14 protein-coding genes are annotated in these 16,232 nt (G+C 71.4%); 8 read left to right on the forward strand and 6 right to left on the reverse strand.

All coding sequences use genetic code 11. The features are described 5' to 3' along the window. Positions 1-211: 211 nt before the first annotated feature. Entirely contained in the window at positions 212-1,435 is a 1,224-nt protein-coding gene (locus ACIO6U_RS11180; protein WP_401717700.1) for an acyltransferase family protein, read from the forward strand. On the opposite strand, the gene ACIO6U_RS11185 is transcribed toward ACIO6U_RS11180, so the two are convergent. Further along, the gene (locus ACIO6U_RS11185; RefSeq protein ID WP_355339609.1) at positions 1,383-1,835 is read right to left on the reverse strand and encodes an ATP-binding protein; all 453 of its coding nucleotides are present in this window, start codon (positions 1,833-1,835) and stop codon (positions 1,383-1,385) included. The two genes, ACIO6U_RS11180 and ACIO6U_RS11185, sit on opposite strands and share 53 nt — an antisense overlap. A gap of 215 nt (positions 1,836-2,050) precedes the next feature. Here ACIO6U_RS11185 and ACIO6U_RS11190 point away from each other — a divergent pair, with 215 nt between their 5' ends. Then, positions 2,051-2,902 (forward strand): Scr1 family TA system antitoxin-like transcriptional regulator, encoded by an 852-nt coding sequence (locus tag ACIO6U_RS11190; RefSeq protein WP_391158644.1) that lies wholly within the window; start codon positions 2,051-2,053, stop codon positions 2,900-2,902. Between the two features lie 12 nt (positions 2,903-2,914). Next, positions 2,915-3,106 (forward strand): hypothetical protein, encoded by a 192-nt coding sequence (locus ACIO6U_RS11195; RefSeq protein ID WP_391121693.1) that lies wholly within the window; start codon positions 2,915-2,917, stop codon positions 3,104-3,106. A 144-nt stretch (positions 3,107-3,250) separates the two neighbouring features. Here the strand turns inward: ACIO6U_RS11195 and ACIO6U_RS11200 are convergent, their stop codons facing one another. After that, positions 3,251-4,213, reverse strand: coding sequence for a pirin family protein (locus tag ACIO6U_RS11200; RefSeq protein ID WP_355339584.1), 963 nt, complete (start codon positions 4,211-4,213; stop codon positions 3,251-3,253). Positions 4,214-4,394: 181 nt separating this feature from the next. After that, positions 4,395-4,838, reverse strand: a complete 444-nt coding sequence (locus ACIO6U_RS11205; RefSeq protein WP_391041886.1) for an SseB family protein — start codon at positions 4,836-4,838, stop codon at positions 4,395-4,397. Between the two features lie 136 nt (positions 4,839-4,974). Here ACIO6U_RS11205 and ACIO6U_RS11210 point away from each other — a divergent pair, with 136 nt between their 5' ends. From ACIO6U_RS11210 to ACIO6U_RS11220, 3 genes are all read left to right on the forward strand, one after another. Beyond that, positions 4,975-6,801 (forward strand): acyl-CoA dehydrogenase C-terminal domain-containing protein, encoded by a 1,827-nt coding sequence (locus ACIO6U_RS11210; RefSeq protein WP_391158659.1) that lies wholly within the window; start codon positions 4,975-4,977, stop codon positions 6,799-6,801. Between the two features lie 140 nt (positions 6,802-6,941). Beyond that, positions 6,942-8,234 (forward strand): M18 family aminopeptidase, encoded by a 1,293-nt coding sequence (locus ACIO6U_RS11215; RefSeq protein WP_401717706.1) that lies wholly within the window; start codon positions 6,942-6,944, stop codon positions 8,232-8,234. A 159-nt stretch (positions 8,235-8,393) separates the two neighbouring features. After that, positions 8,394-8,630, forward strand: a complete 237-nt coding sequence (locus ACIO6U_RS11220; protein ID WP_188282515.1) for a hypothetical protein — start codon at positions 8,394-8,396, stop codon at positions 8,628-8,630. Between the two features lie 48 nt (positions 8,631-8,678). On the opposite strand, the gene ACIO6U_RS11225 is transcribed toward ACIO6U_RS11220, so the two are convergent. Then, entirely contained in the window at positions 8,679-11,753 is a 3,075-nt protein-coding gene (locus ACIO6U_RS11225; RefSeq protein WP_401717709.1) for a hypothetical protein, read from the reverse strand. Between the two features lie 99 nt (positions 11,754-11,852). After that, positions 11,853-13,760: an NHL domain-containing thioredoxin family protein gene (locus tag ACIO6U_RS11230; protein WP_401717712.1), complete on the reverse strand. Its 1,908-nt coding sequence runs from the start codon at positions 13,758-13,760 to the stop codon at positions 11,853-11,855. 39 nt (positions 13,761-13,799) lie between these two features. Here ACIO6U_RS11230 and ACIO6U_RS11235 point away from each other — a divergent pair, with 39 nt between their 5' ends. Next, entirely contained in the window at positions 13,800-14,294 is a 495-nt protein-coding gene (locus ACIO6U_RS11235) for an LURP-one-related family protein (protein WP_355339569.1), read from the forward strand. 122 nt (positions 14,295-14,416) lie between these two features. On the opposite strand, the gene ACIO6U_RS11240 is transcribed toward ACIO6U_RS11235, so the two are convergent. Then, a complete protein-coding gene (locus tag ACIO6U_RS11240) occupies positions 14,417-15,220 on the reverse strand; it encodes a carbon-nitrogen family hydrolase (RefSeq protein ID WP_401717715.1) in 804 nt (267 codons plus the stop codon). Positions 15,221-15,353: 133 nt separating this feature from the next. On the opposite strand from ACIO6U_RS11240, the gene ACIO6U_RS11245 reads away from it, so the two are divergent. Further along, a complete protein-coding gene (locus ACIO6U_RS11245) occupies positions 15,354-16,178 on the forward strand; it encodes a maleylpyruvate isomerase family mycothiol-dependent enzyme (protein ID WP_355339563.1) in 825 nt (274 codons plus the stop codon). The last annotated feature ends 54 nt before the right edge of the window (positions 16,179-16,232 follow it).

A 16,232-nucleotide genomic window follows, 5' to 3' on the forward strand; every position in this document is an offset into this window, starting at 1 on the left:
GGGGGGCGGGGTCGGCCGCGGACGCGAATCCGTCACGGTCGTGTGAACCGGCCGTGAAACGGAGGAAAACACTGGTCGCACAGAGCGGTTGGGCCCGCTCCAACGCCCCGTGGGGCCGGTGCCTCCACCTAGCCTGAACGCCTACGTGACGGGCGATCGTACGGCCGACCGCGCGCCCTGACACTCACGCCGGCGAAAAGGCAGCACTGGGATGAGCCTGAAACTCCCCGCACCCACGGACGATCCGACGTCGCCCGGCGACCCGACCGCGCCCGGCGACCCGACGTCGCCCGGCGACCCGACCGCGCCCGGCCACGTACCGGCGGCGTCCGCCGCACCGGCACCGCGTGGCGGCGGGAAGGGCCGGTTGCGGGCGCTGGACGGGCTGCGGCTGGTGGCCGCGCTCATGGTGGCGATCTACCACCTGGCCTTCCGGGGCAGCGGAGCCTGGCGCGGACAGCCGCTGGAGATCTTCCCGCACCTGTCGCACGCCGCCGCGTACGGACCGCTGGGCGTGCAGTTCTTCTTCATCATCAGCGGCTTCGTGATCTGCATGAGCGGCTGGGGCCGCAGCGTCAAGGCGTTCGCGATCTCCCGGATCAGCCGCCTGTACCCGGCCTACTGGGCGGCGCTGATCCTGGTGACCGTCGTCCTGTTCGTCCTCGGCTACAAGACCGTCTCGCGCACCGACCTGCTCACCAACTTCACGATGCTCCAGACCCCGGCGGGCTCCGAGCGCGTCCTGGGCGTGTCCTGGACGCTGTGGGCCGAGATGCGCTTCTACGTGCTCTTCGCCGTCACCGTCCTGTGGCGCGGCGCCACCCGCAAGCGCGTCCTGGCCTTCTGCGCCCTGTGGACGATCGGCGCCCTGTACGCGGACTCCTCCGGCCAGGAGTTCCTCAAGCTGGCCCTGATGCCCGAGTACGCGCCCTTCTTCATCGGCGGCATCGGCCTCTACCTGCTGCGCCGCTTCGGCCACGACCTGCTGACCTGGGGCGTCGTCGCGACCGGCTTCCTGCTCGGCCAGCACTACGCGGTCCTGGGCCTCGTCCCCAAGCCCGGTGTGGCCGTCACCTTCCACCGCTCGCCGACCGTCGTCATCGCCCTGGTCGCCGCGGGCTTCGCCGCCATCGCCGCGGTGACGCTCGTGCGCCGCGTCGCCGACGTCGACTGGCGCTGGCTGACCACGGCGGGCGCCCTGACGTACCCCTTCTACCTGGTCCACGAGATCCTGGGCACGCTCGTCATCGAGAAGCTGAAGGCCCACACCGGCATACCGAACTACGGCGTACTCGCCCTCGCCATCGGCTCGATGCTGCTGCTCGCCTACCTCATCTACCGCCTGGTCGAACGCCCCCTGACGCCGATCCTGCGCCGCGCGCTCACCCACCAGGCCAACCGCCTGTCCGAACCGCGCCCGGCCTCGACCGGCTGACGTCGCTGAGCCCGGCGACCACCGACTTCCCGCGCACCGGGCGCGGCACGACTCCCCAGACCTCCGCGAGCGCGTCGATGAGCACCAGCCCCCTTCCGCCCTCGCTCTCCGGCCCGGCCTCGGCCAGCTCCGGCTTCTCCGGCCCGCCGTCGGACACCGCCACCCAGTAGTGCCCGTCGGCGGGCCACAGCACCAGCTCGATGACCGCGTCCTCCTCGCACCGGTCCCCGTGCCGCACGGCGTTCGTGACCAGCTCACTGGTCACCAGCCCCAGATCCGCGGCCAGTTGGGGCTCCACCCCACGAGGGAGCGCCTCCGCGACGGCGTGCCGCGCCCGGCGCACGGACTCCGGCCGCGCCGGGAAGCGCCAGAGTGCTGGTAAGCGGGGGATTTCAGGCATGACGAACTCCGTTGCGTCGAAGGGGTCTTGTGGCGTCTTGAGGGTTCGCCGGTGGCATGCCGCCGTCACTCGCGGTGCGCTTCCGACGTAGTTGTGCGTAGCTGCGCGCTACTACGGTAGGGCATCGGGGGTACGTGTGCTACCTATTCGCCGATGACCCGTTGGACCGGGCTTCTCACCGCAGGGCAGACTGGGCCACGGAGGGGAGGGAGCCCATGCCGCCGAGAAGCAACCCGACAGCACGCCAGCAGCGTCTGGGTGCGGAGCTCCGCAAGCTACGGGAGGACGCGGGACTGTCCACCGAGCAGGCGGCCGCCCTGCTGGACACGAAGCGGACCGTCATCTCCAGCACCGAGGCCGGTCGGCACGGGACGAGTCCCGAACGGGTGCGCCGGATCGCCTTCGTCTACGAGTGCACCGACCAAGCGCTGATCGACGCGCTGGTGGCGATGTGCGGCGACCGCGTGCGCGGCTGGTGGGAGGCGTACGAGGACGTCCTGCCGTCGACCTTCCTCGACATCGCCGAACTGGAGTGGCACGCCCAGGGCTTGCGCGTCAGCACGATGACCCACATGCCCGGCCAGTTCCAGACCGAGGCTTACGCCCGCGCCCTCTTCGACGCCGCCATCCCGGCGTTGCCCCCGGCCGAGTACGAGGCCAGGGTCGCCCACCGCGTCCAACGCCACGAGGCGATCGACCGGCAGGACGCCCCGGCGTACGAACTCGTCGTCCACGAGGGTGTCCTCCGTACCGAGGTGGGCGGACGCGCGGTCCTGCGCGACCAGCTCAACCACCTGATGACCGCCGCCGAACGCGACAACGTCACGGTCCAGGCCATCCCGTTCTCCGCCGGTGCCTTTCCCGGCTCGGGCCAGTCCATCCTCTACGCCCGCGGCCAGGTCGCCCGCTTGGACACGGCCCTGCTGGACCGCGCCACGGTCGGCGAATTCCTGCACACCGAGGCGCACTTGTGCAAGTACCGACTGCACCTCGACGAGATGCAACGCATAGCCCTTCCGCCCGAAAAGACGCGCGACCTCGTGCACTCCATCACGTCCCAGCTCTAGGAGAGTCCCCCCGTGCCCGACATCACCTGGGAAGCCCCCTTCTGCCAAGACGCAAGCAACTGCTTCCGCCTCGGCACCGACGCCGACGGCAACGGCTACATAGCCGTCAACGGCCGCGAGGACGAATACCTCACCGACACCCGCGAAGCCCTCCGCACCCTGATCACCGACATCAAGGCCGGCAAGGCCGACCACCTGCTGTAGGCCGGCCACCTCGCGGTCAAGGAGCCCCGACGGCCGTCGGCCGTCGCCGTCGGGTCAGGTCACGACCCGCAGTGCCGCGGGCCTGCTCGACACACCGCCCGGCGCGCGGCCCGGCGCACCGTCCGGGCCGCCGGGGCGGACCGGCTAGCGGCCGAGGACCGTGTCGGCCGGGATGGTGCCGAGGCGGCCGGCCTGGAAGTCGTCGAACGCCTGGGCCAGTTCGGCGTGGGTGTTCATGACGAAGGGGCCGTACTGCATCATCGGCTCGCGGATCGGGAGGCCGCCGAGCAGGACGACCTCGAAGTTGGGCGAGCGGGACTCCTGGGTCTCGTCCGCGCGGATGGTGAGGGAGTCTCCCTTGCCGAAGACGACGGCCTGGCCCATACGGAAGGGGCGGGCGTCGGGGCCCGCGAAGCCGCGGCCGGCGAGGCCGTAGGCGAGGGCGTTGAAGTCGGCGCGCCAGGGCAGGGTCACCGAGGCGCCGGGGTTCACCGAGACGTGGATCATCGTGATCGGGGTGTGGGTGGCGCCGGGGCCCTCGTGGCCCGCGAGGTCACCGGCGATCAGCCGGATCAGCGCGCCGCCGTCACCCGAGGTGAGCAGCTTCAGGCCGCCCGCCCGGATGTCCTGGTACTTGGGCGGCATCATCTTGTCGGCCTTCGGCAGGTTCACCCAGAGCTGGAGGCCGTGGAAGAGGCCGCCGCTGGTGACCAGCGACTCCGGCGGGGTCTCGATGTGCAGCAGGCCGGACCCGGCGGTCATCCACTGGGTGTCGCCGTTGGTGATCGTGCCGCCACCGCCGTGCGAGTCCTGGTGGATGAAGGTGCCGTCCATGATGTACGTGACGGTCTCGAAGCCGCGGTGCGGGTGCCAGGGGGTGCCCTTGGGCTCTCCCGGCGCGTACTCCACCTCACCCATCTGGTCCATCATGATGAACGGGTCGAGGTTGCGGTAGTCGATGCCCGCGAAGGCGCGGCGCACGGGGAAGCCCTCCCCCTCGAAACCGCTCGGGGCGGTGGACACCTGTAGCGCCTTGCGGGGCTGGGCGTCGTCGGGCGCGCTCACACGCGGCAGGGTCAGCGGGTTCTCTACGGTCACGGCGGGCATGACTGCCTCCTTCGGGATGCTCCGGTTCCAAAGTAGTTGAACACTGAACATCTCGCAAGGCGTGACTATTCCAGCACTCACCGGAGGGGAAGATCGAAAGCGCGGGCGTACGGTCCGGGACGTGCGCCCGTACGGTCTCAGGCGTGCCGCCGTACGGCCTCAGGCGTGCCGCCGGGCAGCCTCAGCCGTACATCCGGCGCATCGTGAAGTCGACCATCTGCTCGACCGCCTTGGCGTCGAAGACCATGCGATGCTGGCCGTCGATGTCCAGCACGAAGCCGTAGCCGGTGGGCAGCAGGTCCAGCACCTCGGCGCCGGTGATCACGAAGAACTTGGACTCCTTGCCCGCGTACCGCCGCAGCTCCTTCAGGGAGGTGAACATCGGGATGACCGGCTGCTGGGTGTCGTGCAGCGCCAGGAAGCCCGGATTGTCGCCGCGCGGGCAGTACACCTTGGACGTGGCGAAGATCGCCTGGAAGTCCTCGGCGGCCATCGAACCCGTGGTGAAGGCGCGGACCGCGTCGGCCAGGGACGGCGGGGAGGGCTCCGGATAGCCACCGGGCATGGGTGCGGCGCCCTGGACCGGGCCGGGTCCGGGATTCACGCTCTGCTCGTAGCCGTACACGGCCTCAAGAGTAACGGCCCCCGGGACGAGGAAACGGTCACATCCGACCCTTCCGGGGTTGCTTCTTATTACCGACGGGTAGCATTATTTTCCACGAGTGCCACGACCACCCCACTTGCGATACGGAGCCGACGTCATGGGCCACTACAAGTCGAACCTCCGCGACATCGAGTTCAACCTCTTCGAGGTGCTCGGCCGCGACCAGCTCTACGGCACGGGTCCGTTCGCCGAGATGGACGTGGAGACCGCGAAGGACGTCCTCGCCGAGCTGGCGCGCATGGCGGAGAACGAGCTGGCGGAGTCCTTCGCCGACGCCGACCGCAACCCGCCGGTCTTCGACCCGAAGACCAACACCGCCCCGGTGCCCGAGTCCTTCAAGAAGAGCTACCAGACCTTCATGGACGCCGAGTACTGGCGGCTCGGCCTGCCCGAGGAGATCGGCGGCACCACCGCGCCGCGCTCCCTGATCTGGTCCTACGCGGAGCTGGTGCTGGGCGCCAACCCCGCCGTGTGGATGTACTCCTCCGGCCCGGCCTTCGCCGGAATCCTCTACGAGGAGGGCACCGAGGAGCAGAAGAAGATCGCCGCGCTCATGGTCGACAAGCAGTGGGGCTCCACCATGGTCCTCACCGAGCCCGACGCGGGCTCCGACGTCGGCGCGGGCCGCACGAAGGCGGTCAAGCAGGACGACGGCACCTGGCACATCGAGGGCGTCAAGCGCTTCATCACCTCGGGCGAGCACGACATGTCCGAGAACATCATCCACTACGTGCTGGCCCGCCCCGAGGGCGCGGGACCCGGCACCAAGGGCCTGTCGCTGTTCATGGTCCCGAAGTACGAGTTCGACTTCGAGACCGGCGAGCTGGGCGAGCGCAACGGCGTCTACGCCACCAACGTCGAGCACAAGATGGGCCTGAAGGCGTCCAACACCTGCGAGATGACCTTCGGCGACGGGCTCCCCGCCAAGGGCTGGCTGATCGGCGAGAAGCACGACGGCATCCGGCAGATGTTCCGGATCATCGAATTCGCCCGCATGATGGTCGGCACGAAGGCCATCGCGACGCTCTCCACCGGCTACCTGAACGCGCTGGAGTACGCCAAGGAGCGCGTGCAGGGCCCGGACCTCGCGCAGTTCATGGACAAGACCGCGCCCAAGGTCACCATCACCCACCACCCCGACGTCCGCCGCTCGCTCATGACGCAGAAGGCGTACGCCGAGGGCATGCGGGCGCTGGTGCTCTACACCGCCTCCGTGCAGGACGCCATCCAGGTCGCCGAGGCGGCCGGTGAGGACGCCACGAGGCTGCACGGGCTCAACGACCTGCTGCTGCCGATCGTCAAGGGCTACGGCTCCGAGAAGTCGTACGAGCAGCTCGCCCAGTCCCTCCAGACCTTCGGCGGCTCCGGGTACCTCCAGGAGTACCCGATCGAGCAGTACATCCGGGACGCCAAGATCGACACGCTCTACGAGGGCACCACCGCCATCCAGGGCCAGGACTACTTCTTCCGGAAGATCGTCCGCGACCAGGGGCAGGCCATGACGGCGCTCAGCGAGGAGATCAAGAAGTTCCTCGCCGAGGCCACGGGCGGGGAGGACCTGGCCGCCGCACGCGACCAGCTCGCCAAGGCGGCGGTGGACCTGGAGGCGATCGTCGGCGCCATGCTCACGGACCTTTCGGCCACCGAGCAGGACGTCCGCTCGATCTACAAGGTGGGGCTCAACACCACGCGGCTGCTGCTCGCCTCCGGTGACGTGGTCATCGGGTACCTGCTCCTGCGCGGGGCCGGCGTGGCCGCCGAGAAGCTCTCCGGGGCCTCCGCCAAGGACGCCGCCTTCTACGCGGGGAAGGTCGCCGCCGCGAAGTTCTTCGCCGCCAATGTCCTTCCCGGCGTGGGGACGGCTCGGTCCCTGGCCGAATCCGTCGACCTCGGCCTCATGGACCTCCCGGAGGACTCCTTCTGACCCGCCCACGGGGACTCCTTCCAACCCGCCCCGGCGGGCAGTCCGGTGGTCGCCGGACTGCCCGCCGGTGGTGGGTTGCTCGCGCAGCTCCCCGCGCCCCTCACGGGGCGAGCCATGTGGCCGAAAACTAAGCTGAGGGCATGAGCTCTCAGCGTCCGGCGTTTGGCCGTAAGCACACCGAAGATCTGGCCGCCTTCGTGCAGGCGAGTCCGACGCCGTACCACGCGGTGGCGACCGTGGCGGAGCGGCTGGAGGGGGCCGGGTTCCGGCGGGTGGCGGAGACGGAGAAGTGGGGGGCCGAGCCGGGCGGGCGGTATGTGCTGCGCGGGGGCGCGGTGGTGGCGTGGTTCGTGCCGGACGGCGCACGGCCGGAGACACCGTTCAGGATCGTCGGCGCGCACACGGACTCGCCGAATCTGCGGGTGAAGCCGCGCCCGGACATGGGGTCGCAGGGCTGGCGCCAGGTGGCGGTGGAGATCTACGGCGGCCCGCTGCTGAACAGCTGGCTGGACCGGGACCTGGGCCTGGCGGGCCGGCTGACGCTGCGCGACGGCAGTACGCGGCTGGTCGCGACCGACCGCCCGCTGCTGCGGGTGCCGCAGCTCGCGATCCACCTGGACCGTGGCGTGAACGACGGGCTGACGCTGGACAAGCAGCGCCACCTCCAGCCGGTGTGGGGCCTGGGCGACGCGCAGGACGGCGACCTGATCGGCTACCTCGCCGAGCGGGCGGACCTCGACCCGGAGGACGTCGTCGGCTGGGACCTGATGACGCACGACACGCAGCCGCCCGCCTTCCTCGGGCGCGACGAGGAGCTGTTCGCCTGCCCCCGGCTGGACAATCTGCTGTCGGTGCACGCGGGCGCCGCCGCGCTGGCCGCCGCGGCGGGCGGCCAGGACCTCACGTACATCCCGGTGCTCGCCGCCTTCGACCACGAGGAGAACGGCAGCCAGTCCGACACCGGCGCCCAGGGCCCGCTGCTCGGCAACGTCCTCAGCCGCTCGGTGCACGCGCGCGGCGGCGGCTTCGAGGAGCGGCAGCGCGCGCTGGCCGCGAGCGTCTGCGTCTCGTCGGACTCCGGCCACGCCGTGCACCCCAACTACGCCGAGCGGCACGACCCGACGCACCACCCGCGCGCCAACGGCGGCCCGATCCTGAAGACCAACGTCAACCAGCGGTACGCCACCGACGGCACCGGCCGCGGCGTCTTCGCGGCGGCCTGCGACACCGCGGGCGTCCCCTACCAGCACTTCGTGTCGAACAACTCGATGCCCTGCGGGACGACGATCGGCCCGATCACCTCCGCCCGGCACGGCATCACCACGGTCGACGTCGGGGTGCCGATCCTCTCGATGCACTCGGCCCGCGAGATGTCCGGCGCCGACGACCCGCATCTGCTGGCCAGCGCCCTGACGGCCTTCCTGGCGGCCTGACTCCGGGGACTGCTTCCCGGGGCCTTCCGGGGCCTGCTTGCGGGCCGGGGCCGCGCCCCGGCCCGCCCGTGACCCGATGCGCCTGCTTGTGCCCCGAGGTCCGGGGTAGGCGCTGCTTCAGAACGCCGGAGCACAACTAGGCCAAAGGAAGCGGTAATTGTGGGCATCGGAGGCTGCATCATTCTGATCGCGGTCGGTGCGATCATCACGTTCGCCACCGACTGGCACGCCAAGGGCGTCAACATGGATCTGCTCGGCCTGATCATGATGGCCGTCGGCATCATCGGACTCGCCGCTTACGTCAGCATCTTCAAGCGCCGCCGGATTCCCCCGACGGCCGACGGCGACATCCCGCCCGTCGAGGAGCGCTACTACCCGGGTGACCGGCGGTACTGACACCAGGCCAGTACCACCGGCGTTCTGACGTGAGGTCAGCCCCGGATCTCAGAACAGCGACTTGTACATCTGCCAGCCCGCGCCGAGCCTGACGCGGGCGGCAAAGCCCGGCTCGCTGTCGCGGCCGTCGTAGCGCCACAGGTCGCCCGCCGCGTCACGGGCGACCAGTCCGGTGAGGTACGCCCCCCGGACCGGCCGGATTTCGCCGACGCCCACGATCGAGTTGTAGATGTTCCAGCCGGACCCGATCTTCACGCGCGGCCCGAAGTGCCCCTTGCCGTCGCCGTCATAGGCCCACAGCACCCCGGACTTGTCCCGGGCCAGAAGCTGACGGCCGTAGCCGACGGATTCGGAGTGCTGCGAGCCGATCAGCAGGTTGTACGTGTTCCAGCCGCCGCCGATGAGGGTGCGTGGCCCGAACCTGCCGTTCCGGTCGGCGGCGTAGAGGTACAGGCTGCCGGACGGCGTACGCGCCACGAGGTCGGCGCGGCCGTCACCGGTCAGGTCGCCGACCGAGGCCAGCGCGTCGTACGCGTTCCAGCCGGGGCCGATGAGCGTGCGCGGCTGGGACGGGGTGAAGTTCGTGCCCGCCTTGCCGTCGTAGCGCCACAGTTGGCCCGAGGCGTCCCTGACCAGCAGGTCGTTGACCCGGTCGCCGCCGAGGTCGCCGTAGGGCACGTACAGCGAGGACGTCGGCCAACCGGACGTGGAGCGCGCCGCGTTGACGTTGCCCTTGCCGTTGCCCGCGCGCAGGTCCAGGCGGCCGGACGGGGTGAGGCCGAAGAAGTCGCCGGTCCCGTCACCGGTGAAGTCGTGCACGCCCGCGGCGCCCTTGACGACGATCAGGCCGGTGAGGGAGAGCCCGCCGGGGCCGCCGTCGGCCGGGGGCGCGGTCAGCGTCCAGGTGTAGCGGCCGTTCTTGACCCACGCCCCGTCTGCGCCCTTGAGATTCCAACTCGCCGACACCTGCGCGCCCGTGGAGCCGCGGCGGGTGGCGACCGTCCTGCCCGCCTCGTCCGTGACCGTCAGGCTCCAGCCCGCGACGGGCCGGGACAGCGTCCACCTGCCGTACCAGTCCTCGGGGTTGTCCAGGACGTCGACGACGGCCGGGCCGACGTCGCTGCTCAGCACCGACACCGCGCTGCGCGGTATCGAGGTCAACGGCTGCACGTGGAAGCGGTGTTGCGCATCGACGTACGCGACACCGCCGCCGTACTTGTCCACCGTCCACGTCACGCCTCGGTCGTCGGCCAGGTCGCTCGCTGCCAGTTCCGCGAGGTTGCTGCCGACGGCCGAGCCCGTGTGCACGTCGGTGAGCATCAGACGGCCCGCCGTCGTGTCGTGCCGGACGACGTAACCGTCGCCCAGCAGCGCGGTCCCGGTCGGCACCGGCACGTTCTTGCCGGTCGTACGGTCGTGCACCCCGGCGCTGGTGCCGCACGACCAGTACAGCCAACGCCCGTCCGCCTGAAGCTCCTTGGGCACGCACGGCGCGCCCGTCTGGACCGTGGCGCCGTACGTCCGCCGCTCCAGGTCGTACGGGCGGACGGTGCCGGTGGCGCTGCCGGGCACCCACAGGGTGCGGCCCCACAGCGCGGAGGCCGTGACCGGGCCGTCGAACAGGGTGCCGTCGTAGCGGAGGTCGAAGACCTTCTGCCGCGCGGGGGTGCCGGTGTGCACCACGACGTACGGTCCCGCGGCGTCGGTGACCGTGCCGGGCGCGCCGAGGAAGACGGCGCGCGAATCGGTCGGGGACGGCGGCTGGGGCACGGTGATGATGTTGGCGGCGGAGAAGGCCACGGTGCCGGTGCCGGTGCCCTGGAGGTGCACGCAGGAGACGCCGGAGCCGCAGTCGGCGGGCTTCGGACCGTAGCTCCACAGCAGTTCGGGTTCCGACACGGCGGGCGCCGGGCCCGCGGCCACATCGCGCCGTACCAGGGCCGGGTAGGGCCGGGTGGTGTCGGAGTACGCCAGCCGCCCGGCGCTGTAGGACAGTCCGTAGACCGTGGCCGCGACCGGCGGCAGCGTCTTGAGGTCGGTGACGGTCGCGTCGGCGCCGTCGGCCGCGGTGATCCGGCGGACCGCCCAGTCGTCGGGTCCGGTGCCGCCCTCGACCAGCACCGAGCCGTCGGGCGCGGTCGCCATGTCCGTGGCGACCTTGGCCAGCAGGGTCCGCGCGGGGCCGCCGCCGACCGGGACGGCCCGCAGCGGAAGTCCCGCGGACTGGCTGTCCGTCGACCGCTCCAGCACCAGGACGCGGTCCCCGGTGACGGTGAGCTTCGGCGTACCGTCCCGGCCGTCGGTGGGCAGCGGCGTCTTCTCGACGGGGGCCGTCGGGTCGTCGAGCCGTACGGTGTACGCCGTCGTGGCCGCGCCGCCGTACGCCAGCACCCGGTCCCTGCCGAGGACGACGGTGGTCTGCTCGGCGGCGGGCACGTCGGCGAGGATCGCGCGCAGCGTGCCGGTGCGGTAGTCCAGCAGGTAATTGCGCGCGGTGCCGGGCGCGGCGCCCGAGGTCAGCCGCAGGACGGCGTGGTCGCGGTTCTGCGCGAGCAGGTCGGGCCAGTCGGGCACGGCGGTCCCCGGGGGCAGCCCGGTGACGGTCAGGTCGGCGGAACCGTCCTTGCCGTCGCCGATCACGTGCAGCGCGGCGAGCGTGCCGTCGGCGGCGGTCTCGCTGGTGAGGACGCGGTCGAGGCTGAAGCCGAACGGCACCCAGCGCTGGCCCGCCGGCGCGGTGACCGTGCGGAAGGTGTTGGTGTCGTAGTCGGTGATCGTCACCGACTGGGACGGGAAGTTGCGGATGAGGTGCGCGGACAGGCCGGTGTTGGCCAGGGGCGTGGGATCCGGCAGTACCGGGCCCTCGCTGCCGTCCGCCGGATTCACCCAGTGGGCGCCGTTGGCCCCCCTGACCAGGTATCCGTCGTTCCCGGCGGTGATCAGCGGCTCGCTCTGCGGCAGCCACCGCGAACCGGCGGGTATGACGGTCTCCTGCGACGCGGTACCGGACGGCGTACCGTCCGCGTACGCCGTGCCGCCGGTGGCGGCCGGGGCGAGCCCGGCGGCCATGACGACGACGGTGGCCGCCGCGACGGAGCCGCGTGTGAGAGCGCGACGAGGCACTCGGTCCCTCCCCAGGTGACGCTCCGCCCCCCGGCGGATCAAGAGTGATGGCCGGAGCTTACTCACCGCCCGGGCACGCCCGTACGGCGCCTGTACGCCTTACGCGTCCAGGCCCGCCAGGACCAGCGCCAGCCGGGAGTCGCCGTCGGCGCCGACGCGGACCGGGACGCCCCAGTCCTGCTGGTGCACGTGACAGGCGGGGTAGGGGTTGGCCGGATCGTCGTCGCAGGACGCGGCCATCGCGGAGACGTGCAGGACGCCCTCGGTGACGGACGGGTCGAGGACCAGGTCGCGGAAGAGGTCGGTGCCCTTGCCCGCGCCCTCCGCCAGGAGTTCCGGCGGGGTGGCGCTGACCAGCAGCCGCGTCGAGGGCCCGTACCGCTCGTCGAGCTTCTGCCCGTCGGGCGCGGTGAACACCACGTCGAGCCGGAAGGCACCGGCCGCCACGTCGGTCGCGTCCCGCTGCGTACGGTGGGCGACGGCCTCCACGCGGACGGCCTCCTCCGGCAGGTGCATCCGGGTCAGCCGGTGCCCGGCGGACTCCACCACGACGATGTCGCCGTCCACGACCACCGCGTCCGAGGGCTCGCGCAGGCCGGTCGCGAGCGTGGTGACCTCGCCGGTCACCGGGTCGTAGCGGCGCAGCGCGTTGTTGTACGTGTCGCTGACCGCGACCGAGCCGTCCGGCAGCGCGGTGACGCCCAGCGGGTGCTGGAGCAGCGCCTGCCCGGCGGGGCCGTCGCGGTGACCGAAGTCGAACAGGCCGGTGCCGACGGCCGTACGGATGATGTAGCGGCGCGGCTCTCCGCCGTCACCGCCTGCCGTGTCCGCGTCCGCGTCCGGGTCGTCGTCGGCGCGCTCGACCCAGCGCAGCGCCGAGGTCTCGGAGTCGGCGATCCACAGCCTTCCCCAGCCGTCGGCCGGGGGCGCCCCCGCCTCGCCGCGCTCCGGCGCCGCCGCGAGCCCGGACGGCTGGGCGAACCACGCCTGCGCCGCGTGCCCGTCCACCAGCCCTTCGTTGGTCGTGCCCGCCGCGACCCGTACGGTCTCCGTCGCCGGGTCGTACGTCCAGAGCTGGTGCACGCCCGCCATCGCGATCCACACCCGGTCGTCGAACCAGGCCACGTCCCACGGCGAGGACAGGTCCACCTCGCGGGCCGGGCCGGACGTCGGGGAGCCCTGCCACCACTGCTTTCCGGTGCCCGCGACCGTCGTCACGTGCCCGGTGCCCAGGTCGACGCGGCGCAGCGCGTGATTGACGGTGTCGGCGACGATCACGCTGCCGTCGGGCAGCAGCGTCAGCCCCTGCGGCTCGCTGAAGCGGGCCGTCTCCGCGTTGCCGTCGGCCAGCCCGCGCGTGCCGGTGCCGATCCGCCGCACCACGCTCTCGGCGTCCGCCGCCAGCTCCACCAGGGCGTGCCGGGTCGAGTCCGACACCAGGAAGTGCCCGGAGCCGGGCAGCGCGAGCGCCTTGCCGGGGAAGCGGAGGCCGGTCGCGACCGGCTCGGGCGGTACGTACGGGCCGTCGCCCCTGCGCAGGGTGCCCTTGGCCGCGTGCTCCTTCTCCAGCGCCGTCACGAGCTGCTCCAGCGCGTGCGCGTGCCCCTCGCCCGCGTGCTGCGCGACCACGTACCCCTCGGGGTCGATCACCACCAGCGTCGGCCAGGCCCGTACGGCGTACTGCTTCCACGTCGAGAGCTGCGGGTCGTCCAGCACCGGGTGGTGCACCTCGTACCGCTCCACCGCGTCCACGACCGCCTGGTGCTCGGCCTCGTGCACGAATTTCGGCGAGTGCACGCCGACGATCACCACCGTGTCCCTGTGCCGCTCCTCCAGGGCCCGCAGCTCGTCCAGGACATGCAGACAGTTCACACAGCAGAACGTCCAGAAATCCAGAATGACGATGCTGCCCCGCAGGTCAGCGAGGGTCGGATGCTTGTCGCCGGTGTTCAGCCAGCCGCCCTCGCCGGTCAGCTCGGGCGCCCGGACACGTGCACGTGCAGTCATATCCCCATCCAACAGCATCCGCCGGGGTAGGCATTCCCTATGAAATACGTGGTGCGAGAGAAGATGTTCGCCATCGGTGACGACTACTGGATCGAGGACGAGCACGGCCGCAGGGCCTTCTACGTCGACGGGAAGGTCCTCCGGATCCGCGACACCCTCGAACTCCAGGACCCGGACGGCAACGAGGTCGCCGTCATCCGCAAGAAGCTGGTGTCCCTGCGGGACGCCATGACCATCGAGCGCGACGGCGACGTCCTCGTCACCGTCCGCAAGAAGCGCCTCCACCTGCTCCGCGACGTCTTCCGCGCCGAGCTCGCCTCCGGCGAGGAACTCGAAGTGCGCGGCGACATCATCGACAAGGAGTTCGACATCGAGTACGAGGGGGAGCGCCTCGCGCGCATCTCCCGCAAGTGGTTCACCCTCCGTGACGCCTACGCCATCGACATCGAGCGCGAGGACGCCGATGCCGCGATGCTGATCGCGGTGGCGGTGTGCGTCGACCGCATGGTCGACAAGGAGCACGAGGACGAATAGCCCTGCGCAGGGCGGCGACCCGGTCTTTCCGGGGCGCCGCCCCTGTGCCCGAACCTCACGCGGGGTGGGTGCCCGCAGCGCCCCTGAAAGACCGGCGGGCCCCTCTCGCGGCCGGACAGGCCCTAGCGGGGCTTCGGGGTGGGGACTCCGAGGACGCGGTCGCGGAGGACGGGGAAATCGGCGCGGGTGACGTCCACGCGGAAGACGTCGACCTCGGCGGAGAGCGCCTGCTCGGCGGGCCCGGCCTCGGCGACGATCTCACCCCAGGGATCGACGATCATGCTGTGCCCGGCCTGCTCCACCCCGGCGTGGGTGCCGGCCGTCCCGCAGGCGAGGACGTACGCCTGGGACTCGACGGCGCGGGCGCGCACCAGCAGCCGCCAGTGGGCGAGCCGCCGCGCGGGCCAGCCCGCCGGAACGACCAGCGTCTGCGCCCCGGCGTCGAGCAGCAGCCGGAACTGCTCGGGAAAGCGCAGGTCATAGCAGGTGGCGAGACCGAGGACGGTGCCGGGGACGCGGGCGGTGACGATGTCGTGCCCGGAGGACATGAGGACGGCCTCGCCCTGGTCGAAGCCGAAGCGGTGGATCTTGCGGTAGACGGCCGCGAGATCGCCGTCGGGGGAGAAGAGCAGCGAGGTGTTGAACAATTCGCCGCCGACGACGTCGCGTTCGACGATCGACCCGGCGTGCAGCCACACCCCGGCGTCGCGCGCCGCCGCGCTCATCACCTCGGCGGTCGGGCCGCCGTCCGCCGTCTCGGCCTCGGCCGCGAAGTCCTCGGCGGCGAAGGCGCCGACCGGCCACAGTTCGGGCAGCACGACAAGATCCGCGTCCGCGTGGGCACGTACCATCGCTGCCACACGGTCGCGCCGCGAGGCGACCGATTCCCTCTGGTCCACGTCGATCTGAAGAAGCGTTGCGCGCACTCGGACACCGCCCATACGTTGGGTCGTCAAGCCGGGCCTACCATCGTCACTCGAAAGCACTGCGTGGGCGCCCGCGCGCAGCGTAACTTAGGCGCCAACCGCCACGACCGCGCACCGACCGTCGAGGGGTCCCGTGACCGTCCACAGCAAGCTCCAGCCGTATATCGACGCCTGGACCCACTCCATAGAATCCGTCAACGAACTGGTGACGCCGCTGCCCGACGGCGCGTGGAACCGCCACACCGAGTGCCCGTACTGGTCGGTCCGCGATGTCGTGTCCCACATCATCGGCTTCGAGTGCGAGCTGCTGGGCGACCCGCGCCCCATCCACACACTTCCCAGCGACCTCCGGCACATCACCAGCGAGACGGCCCGCTACACGGAGGTCCCGGTCGACATCCGCCGCCACCACACGGCGCCGGAGATGACGTCCGAGCTGGAGTACACGATCATCCGCCGCTCGCGGCAGCTCAGGAACGAGTCGCGGCAGCCGGACGCCGAGGTCCGCGCGATCGGCGGCGGCGAGGTCACCCTGGAGGAACAGCTCTGGGGCCGCGTCTTCGACGTGTGGGTGCACGAGCAGGATCTGCGCCGGGCCCTCGACGCCCCGGGCAACCTCGCCTCCCCCGCGGCCGTACTGGCCCGTGACTACCTCCTGCGCTCGCTGCCGAAGCTGGTCGCCGAGGACGCGGGCGCCAAGCCGGGCTCCGCGGTCGTCTTCGACGTGCACGGACCGCTGGAGTTCATGCGGACCGTACGGGTGAACGCCGAGGGCCACGGCAGCATCGACTCGGCCGTCTCGCTGGGCCCGGCCGTCACCTTCGTCGTGGACTGGGAGACGTTCCTGCGGCTGCTCACCGGCCGGGCGCGTCCGGCCGCGCTCGCCGACCAGCTCAAGATCGAGGGCGACCGGCAACTGGCGGACGCGATCCTGTCGCACATCGCGGTCACGAAGTAGCGCCCGGCGCCTCGGGCGCCGTTCCCGGAACACGCCGTTTCCGGATCACGGCGT

The organism is Streptomyces sp. NPDC087422, from assembly GCF_044744145.1.
GTDB lineage: Bacteria > Actinomycetota > Actinomycetes > Streptomycetales > Streptomycetaceae > Actinacidiphila.

Excerpts from the sequence above, each read along its gene's own strand:
- ACIO6U_RS11180 (WP_401717700.1), top strand. The coding sequence starts at position 212 with ATGAGCCTGAAACTCCCCGCACCCACGGACGATCCGACGTCGCCCGGC.
- ACIO6U_RS11185 (WP_355339609.1), bottom strand. The coding sequence starts at position 1,835 with ATGCCTGAAATCCCCCGCTTACCAGCACTCTGGCGCTTCCCGGCGCGG.
- ACIO6U_RS11190 (WP_391158644.1), top strand. The coding sequence starts at position 2,051 with ATGCCGCCGAGAAGCAACCCGACAGCACGCCAGCAGCGTCTGGGTGCG.
- ACIO6U_RS11200 (WP_355339584.1), bottom strand. The coding sequence starts at position 4,213 with ATGCCCGCCGTGACCGTAGAGAACCCGCTGACCCTGCCGCGTGTGAGC.
- ACIO6U_RS11210 (WP_391158659.1), top strand. The coding sequence starts at position 4,975 with ATGGGCCACTACAAGTCGAACCTCCGCGACATCGAGTTCAACCTCTTC.
- ACIO6U_RS11215 (WP_401717706.1), top strand. The coding sequence starts at position 6,942 with ATGAGCTCTCAGCGTCCGGCGTTTGGCCGTAAGCACACCGAAGATCTG.
- ACIO6U_RS11230 (WP_401717712.1), bottom strand. The coding sequence starts at position 13,760 with ATGACTGCACGTGCACGTGTCCGGGCGCCCGAGCTGACCGGCGAGGGC.
- ACIO6U_RS11235 (WP_355339569.1), top strand. The coding sequence starts at position 13,800 with ATGAAATACGTGGTGCGAGAGAAGATGTTCGCCATCGGTGACGACTAC.